Here is a 5903-nt window from a genome sequence, read left to right as displayed (position 1 = left end):
CGTGACGGGGGTGCGACCACCAGAGGTCCGGCCTTCACCACCACCGTGCGGGTGGTCGATCGGGTTCATGGCGACGCCGCGGACGTGCGGGCGGAAGCCCATGTGACGCTTGCGACCGGCCTTGCCCAGGTTCTGGTTCATGTGGTCGGCGTTCGAAACGGCGCCCACCGTGGCCATGCAGCCGTCCAGGACCATGCGCAGCTCGCCCGAGCCGAGACGGATCTGGGCATAGCCCTGATCGCGACCGACCAGCTGGGCGTAGGCACCGGCCGAACGGGCCAGCTGAGCGCCCTTGCCCGGCTTCATCTCGACGCAGTGGATGATCGTGCCGACCGGCATGGAGCGCAGCGGCATGGCGTTGCCCGGCTTCACGTCGGTCTTCTCGCCGGCCACGATCGTGTCGCCAGCCTTCAGGCGTTGCGGCGCGACGATGTAGGCCTTTTCGCCGTCCTCATAGGTGATGAGGGCGATGAAGGCGGTCCGGTTCGGATCGTATTCCAGACGCTCGACCGTCGCGGTCATGAACTTGCGACGCTTGAAGTCGATCTTGCGATACAGGCGCTTGGCACCACCGCCGCGGAAGCGGACGGCGATGCGACCGCCCTGACCACGTCCGCCCGACTTGGTCAGGCCTTCGGTCAGCGACTTCTCGGGACGGCCCTTGAAGAGCTCCGAGCGGTCGATCAGCACCAGGGCGCGACGGCCCGGCGATGTCGGATTGTATGTTTTCAAGGCCATCTGTTTAGAGCCCCGTCGTGACGTCGATCGACTGGCCTTCGGCCAGGGTCACGATCGCTTTTTTGATGTCGACCCGACGGCCCATGATGCCGCGGAAGCGCTTGGTCTTGCCCTTGGTCACCAGCGTGTTGACCTTCAGGACGTTGACCTTGAACAGGCTTTCGACCGCAGCGGCGATTTCGTCCTTGGTGGACGTGCCGGCGACGCGGAAGACGACCTTGTTCTGCTCCGACAGGATCGTGGCTTTCTCGGTGATCACCGGGGCCAGGATGGTGTCGTAGTGTTTGGCGGTGGGAGCGGCGGCCATTACGCGGCTTCCTTCTGGGCTTGCTCGCGACGCGAGGGCTTGTAGTCGGCGTAGGTCGCCTCGATCGCCTCGACGGCCGACTTCGACAACACCAGGGTGTCGGCGCGCAGGATGTCATAGACGTTCAGGCCGGCGTTCGGCAGGACGTTGATGTGCGGGATGTTCCGCGACGCCAGGGCGAAGTTGTTGTCGACTTCTGGGCCGGCGATGATCAGCGTCCGGGTCCAGCCCAGCTTGCCGAAGGTTTCGCGCAGGGCCGAGGTCTTGACCGCGTCCAGCGACAGGCTGTCGACGACGACCAGGCCGCCCGACTTCGCCTTGGACGACAGGGCGTGACGCAGGGCCAGGGCGCGGACCTTCTTGGGAAGATCAAAGCCGTGATCGCGAACGACCGGGCCGAAAGCGCGCGAACCACCGACGAACTGCGGAGCACGGCGCGAACCGTGACGAGCGCCGCCGGTGCCCTTTTGCTTGTACATCTTCTTGCCGGTGCGAGAATTCTCGTTCCGGGTCTGGACCTTGTGGGTACCGGCGCGGCGCTTGGCCAGCTGCCAGTTGACGTAACGGGCCAGCAGGTCGCCGCGGATGTCGGTGATGCCGAAAACGACATCGGACAGTTCCACGTCACCAGCGGCAGCGCCGTCGAGTTTGATGACAGAGAGTTTCATTACGCTTCACCGCCTTCGGTCACTTCGGCAGCCGGAGCTTCCTCAGCGGGGGTTTCGGCGGCGGCCGGAGCAGCAGCGGCACCCTTGGTCTTGAACGAACCGGGGAAAGGCAGGTCGGCGAACGGCTTCTTGTGCGCGTCGCGAACCTTGACCCACGAGCCTTCGTGGCCGGGGACAGCGCCCTTGACCAGGATCAGGCCGCGCTCGGCGTCGACACGGACGACCGTCAGGTTCTGGGTGGTGATCGTCTCGTTACCGAGCTGACCGGCCATCTTCTTGCCCTTGAAGGTCTTGCCCGGGTCCTGGCGCTGGCCGGTCGAACCCAGCGAACGGTGCGAGACCGAGACGCCGTGGGTGGCCCGCAGACCGCCGAAGTTCCAGCGCTTCATGCCGCCGGCAAAGCCCTTGCCGATCGTCTCGCCCTGGATGTCGACCTTCTGGCCGGCGACGAAGTGGTCCGCCGTCAGGGTCGAACCGACGTCGATCATCGCGTCTTCCGACACGCGGAACTCGGTGACGACATGCTTGGGCTCGACTTCCGCATTCGCGAAGGTCGTGCGTTGAGCCTTGTTGGTGTTCTTTGCCTTCTTGGCCCCGGCACCCAGCTGCAGGGCGACATAGCCGTCCCGCTCCTGAGTACGTTGGCCGACGACCTGACAGTCGTCGAGCTGGAGCACAGTGACCGGAACGTGCGCGCCGTCATCGGCGAACACGCGGGTCATGCCCAGCTTCTTGGCGATCACGCCCGTGCGCATCGGATCCCGCCTCTTTCTTCGTTAAATCTTGATCTCGACGTCCACGCCGGCGGACAGGTCGAGCTTCATGAGCGCGTCCACGGTCTGCGGGGTGGGGTCGACGATGTCGAGGACACGCTTGTGCGTGCGGATTTCAAACTGCTCGCGCGACTTCTTGTCGACGTGCGGCGAGCGGTTCACGGTGAACTTTTCGATCAGGGTGGGCAGCGGAATCGGACCGCGAACGGTCGCGCCGGTGCGCTTGGCCGTGTTCACGATTTCGCGCGTCGAAAAGTCGAGGACGCGGTGATCGAAGGCCTTCAGCCTGATGCGGATGCTTTGATCCATATCGGTTGTATTTCCCAAGCAGGCGAACCTGCGTCCCTGTGAACCATTTCAAAGACCGAAGCCTTCAGGGGAAACCCCATCAGGGACGCACGTTTCGCAAAAACGATCGGCCCACGCAGTTCCCCGCGAAGGCCGTTGAAGTCCTAAGTCGCTACAAAGAACGGTAACTCAGGTCGTTCCTGCGAACCGCGTCTGCAGATTGCTCTGCACAGCCGGTCCAACAAGAGTTGGCGCTTATGACGATTGAGTCCCGTTTCGTCAAGCGGCGAAACTGAGGCAGGGCCGGGTTTTGCGACTCCGCCCCCGAGATCAGTCCACCGTCTCCAGCCGCCCTGCCTGTGCATTCCACGTCAGGGTCTCGAAACGGCATTCCGTGCCATAGCCGCAGGGCGGTCCGACGCGCAGGCGGGCCGGCCGAGACGCGATGTCAGTGGCCGCCCAGACGCCGGGCGCCGACTCATAGGCCTTCACCAGCGACTCACCCTGGCTGACGTAGACTGCGAAGGCCGACAGGGGCGTCTCCTCCGTCGATTCCTGATCGATGCAGGCATAGGGGGCAGTGGCGATCCAGTCGCGGCGGTCGTCGCCGTTCAGATCCGGCACCGAGCGGATGAAGGCCCGGCGCACCTCGAGCCCGTCGTCATTGTTGGTCGTGGGACAGGTCACCCGGCTGGTCCGCCAGACCTCGGCCATCTCGGCCGGCAGTGCATCCGGGTCGAACTTGTCGGCCCGTTCGCCGATCGGCTCCAGCCCGCTGGTCAGCAGGGTCACTCCCCTCGCGTTCGGGCGCTCCACCAGCCGCAGCAGGCCGGGGTCCCAGGCGAAGGCGTAGGTACAGTCCCAGTCGTCGGGAACGCAGAAGGTGTGGTGGACCTGGGCCTCGACCCTGGCCTCTCCGCCGACCTCGGCGACCTCGAACTCCAGAGCCTGTTCGTCGAAGGCCAGGACATACGCGTCGCCGTCACTGACATAGAGGGTCTGGAGACAGCCCCCGGTCCCGCAGAAGCCCGTGCCGACGCCGGAATAGTCGAGCAGCCAGTCGGGCTTGCCGTCCCGGCTCACGTCGACGGCCCGGATCATCCCGTCGGGCAGTCGCGTCACCAGCGCCGGCCGGTTCATCGGCTCGGCCCGATTGAAATAGGCCTCGTTGATCTCCTTGAGCGCCATCCAGGTCAGGGCTTCGGGCGGCTCGGGCTCGGCCGCGCGGGCGCTCGCAAAGGCAGACAGGCCGGACACCAGGGACACGGCGGCCAGCGAGGCCGCGAACAGTCGAGACATAAGAAAAAGGTCCTGACCGGAAATGCCCGGTCAGGACCCATGGTGACGGTTTCGCCCGTCTTATCCACTCTCCGATCCTGACGGACCGGCGGCGTGTGATCCTCTTATGAGCCGACGCGGACCCGGCCCGAGCCGACCGAGTTCTGGGACACCGAACCGGCGACCGATCCGGCGACGACGTCTCCCGATCCCATGATGCTGGAGTCGATACTGGCGACGCGGCCCCGCACAATGACACTGCCCGAGCCGGCGATGCTGGCGTCCAGCCGACCGGCGTCGCCGCGAACGACCACGTCACCCGATCCGGCGATGCTGGCATCCACAGGACCATCGACCTGGCGGGCCGTCACACTGCCGGATCCCGCGATCGCCACCTCAAGCGAGCGCGTCGCCCCGGCCGAAACCCGTCCGGATCCGGCGAGAGAAACGTCGAGGCTGCCTGCGTCGCCTGCCCAGACGTCGCCCGAACCGGCGAGCGACACGTCGAGCTCGCCGCTCGTATTGGCCACGGTCCAGTCGCCGCACCCCGAGCTGGACAGGGAAATCGATGTGGCGCCCCGGCCGACCGCGCCGAAGACGGCCGAACCGTCGCTGACCGACACCTCGACCTGGCGAGGCGTGCGAACCACGATCAGCGGCGCTGCGCTGACCTGGACACGTCCGTGGTTCCTGACCTCGACCGATGACATCTGGCCGGGCTGGCCACCGGGAGCGCCGGCACCGCCCTCGCAGCTCCGCACGGCATTCCGGCCCAGCTCGCCATCGATGCGGATTTCGTCGCCGCGCCGCGTCACGGTCGGACGCGGCAGGCCGGCAGTGCCACCCTCGATCTCGACGGCGACGTCGGTGCGGTCTTCGACGATGACGACCATCCGGGCCACGGCGTGTCGCACCTGGACCTCTGGGCCTTCCTTGGCGCTGGCGGACGGGGCGATGGCGACCAGGCCCAGGACGGCGATGGATGCGGCGGTGGCGACGACGGCGAAATTCATGGCGGTTTCCTCTCCGGCTGTGAGGGGAAAATGCGCGCCGCCGTTGCCCAAGTCATTTTAACTCGACGTCATGACCTCGATTTAATGTCGCCGTTCGACGAGCGGCTCTTGCGCGATTTCGCGGTCTTTGCCGCCGCCTTGCGCAGCGCGACGTCGATGGCCTCGCGGGCCCAGCGAACGGCCTCGTCCGCGTCATCGACCGCCGCTTCGGGCAGGCTCCAGTAGCCCAGCCCCGTCACCGCCCCGTCCTTGCCCGAATATGTGAACTGACGCGACCCTGCGGCCTCCAGCGCCGGCACGGTCGTCTCGTCCGCCTTGAGCCAGATCACGCCGTCGTCCAGCAGGGCGAAGATCAGGCCGTGGGAATAGACCGCCCCGGCCCCGAACATCCGCTTGAACTCCAGCGGACCGAGCCCCGCCAGATGCTCACGAACCCATTCCTCGAAATCGGGATCGCCGGCCGCCACCGCTTCAGGCGTCCAGCGCCGCGACCGGAATGATCGTCACGCTCTCGCCGCAGCCACAGGAGTCGGTCTGGTTCGGATTGCGGAACACGAACTTCGACGCCAGCTTCGTCGTCTCGTAGTCGATCTCGGATCCGATCAGGAACAGGATCGCCTTGGGGTCGATCAGGATGGTGACCCCCTTGTCCTCCACCACCTCGTCCAGCGGCTCGATCGTCTCGGCATAGGCGAAGGTGTATTCCTGCCCCGCGCAGCCGCCGTTCTTCACCCCGACGCGCAGGGCGATGTAGTCCTTCTCCGCATTGGTCATGATCTCCCGCACCCGCTCGGCGGCGGCCTCGGTCAGGGTCACGGCCTTGGGGCGCGGACGGCGG

Annotated in this window: 9 protein-coding genes; all 9 read right to left on the bottom strand. The window is 66.1% G+C overall.

Annotated elements, in window-relative coordinates; genetic code table 11:
- The coding region (gene rplB / locus ACILQR_RS15170) for a 50S ribosomal protein L2 (protein WP_395652221.1) at positions 1-738 on the bottom strand (738 nt) is incomplete at its 3' end.
- Between the two features lie 4 nt (positions 739-742).
- Positions 743-1045, bottom strand: a complete 303-nt coding sequence (locus tag ACILQR_RS15165) for a 50S ribosomal protein L23 (protein WP_271146906.1) — start codon at positions 1043-1045, stop codon at positions 743-745.
- Positions 1045-1713 (bottom strand): 50S ribosomal protein L4, encoded by a 669-nt coding sequence (rplD, locus tag ACILQR_RS15160; protein ID WP_395652220.1) that lies wholly within the window; start codon positions 1711-1713, stop codon positions 1045-1047. Before rplD ends, ACILQR_RS15165 begins: the two co-directional genes overlap by 1 nt.
- A complete protein-coding gene (gene rplC / locus ACILQR_RS15155) occupies positions 1713-2468 on the bottom strand; it encodes a 50S ribosomal protein L3 (protein WP_395652219.1) in 756 nt (251 codons plus the stop codon). Before rplC ends, rplD begins: the two co-directional genes overlap by 1 nt.
- A 21-nt stretch (positions 2469-2489) precedes the next feature.
- Positions 2490-2795 (bottom strand): 30S ribosomal protein S10, encoded by a 306-nt coding sequence (gene rpsJ, locus ACILQR_RS15150; RefSeq protein WP_003164367.1) that lies wholly within the window; start codon positions 2793-2795, stop codon positions 2490-2492.
- A 309-nt stretch (positions 2796-3104) separates the two neighbouring features.
- Positions 3105-4073, bottom strand: a complete 969-nt coding sequence (locus ACILQR_RS15145; RefSeq protein ID WP_395652218.1) for a hypothetical protein — start codon at positions 4071-4073, stop codon at positions 3105-3107.
- A 104-nt stretch (positions 4074-4177) separates the two neighbouring features.
- Positions 4178-5065: a GIN domain-containing protein gene (locus ACILQR_RS15140; RefSeq protein WP_395652217.1), complete on the bottom strand. Its 888-nt coding sequence runs from the start codon at positions 5063-5065 to the stop codon at positions 4178-4180.
- Positions 5066-5133: 68 nt separating this feature from the next.
- Positions 5134-5532, bottom strand: coding sequence for a TfoX/Sxy family protein (locus tag ACILQR_RS15135; protein WP_395652216.1), 399 nt, complete (start codon positions 5530-5532; stop codon positions 5134-5136).
- 4 nt (positions 5533-5536) lie between these two features.
- Positions 5537-5903 (bottom strand): HesB/IscA family protein (locus ACILQR_RS15130; protein WP_395652215.1); only part of this gene is annotated, 367 nt, incomplete at its 5' end.

Source organism: Brevundimonas sp., assembly GCF_044239655.1.
Classification (GTDB): Bacteria; Pseudomonadota; Alphaproteobacteria; order Caulobacterales; family Caulobacteraceae; genus Brevundimonas.
Note: the sequence above shows the minus strand (reverse complement) of the source record. Positions and strands in the feature narration are given on the sequence as shown.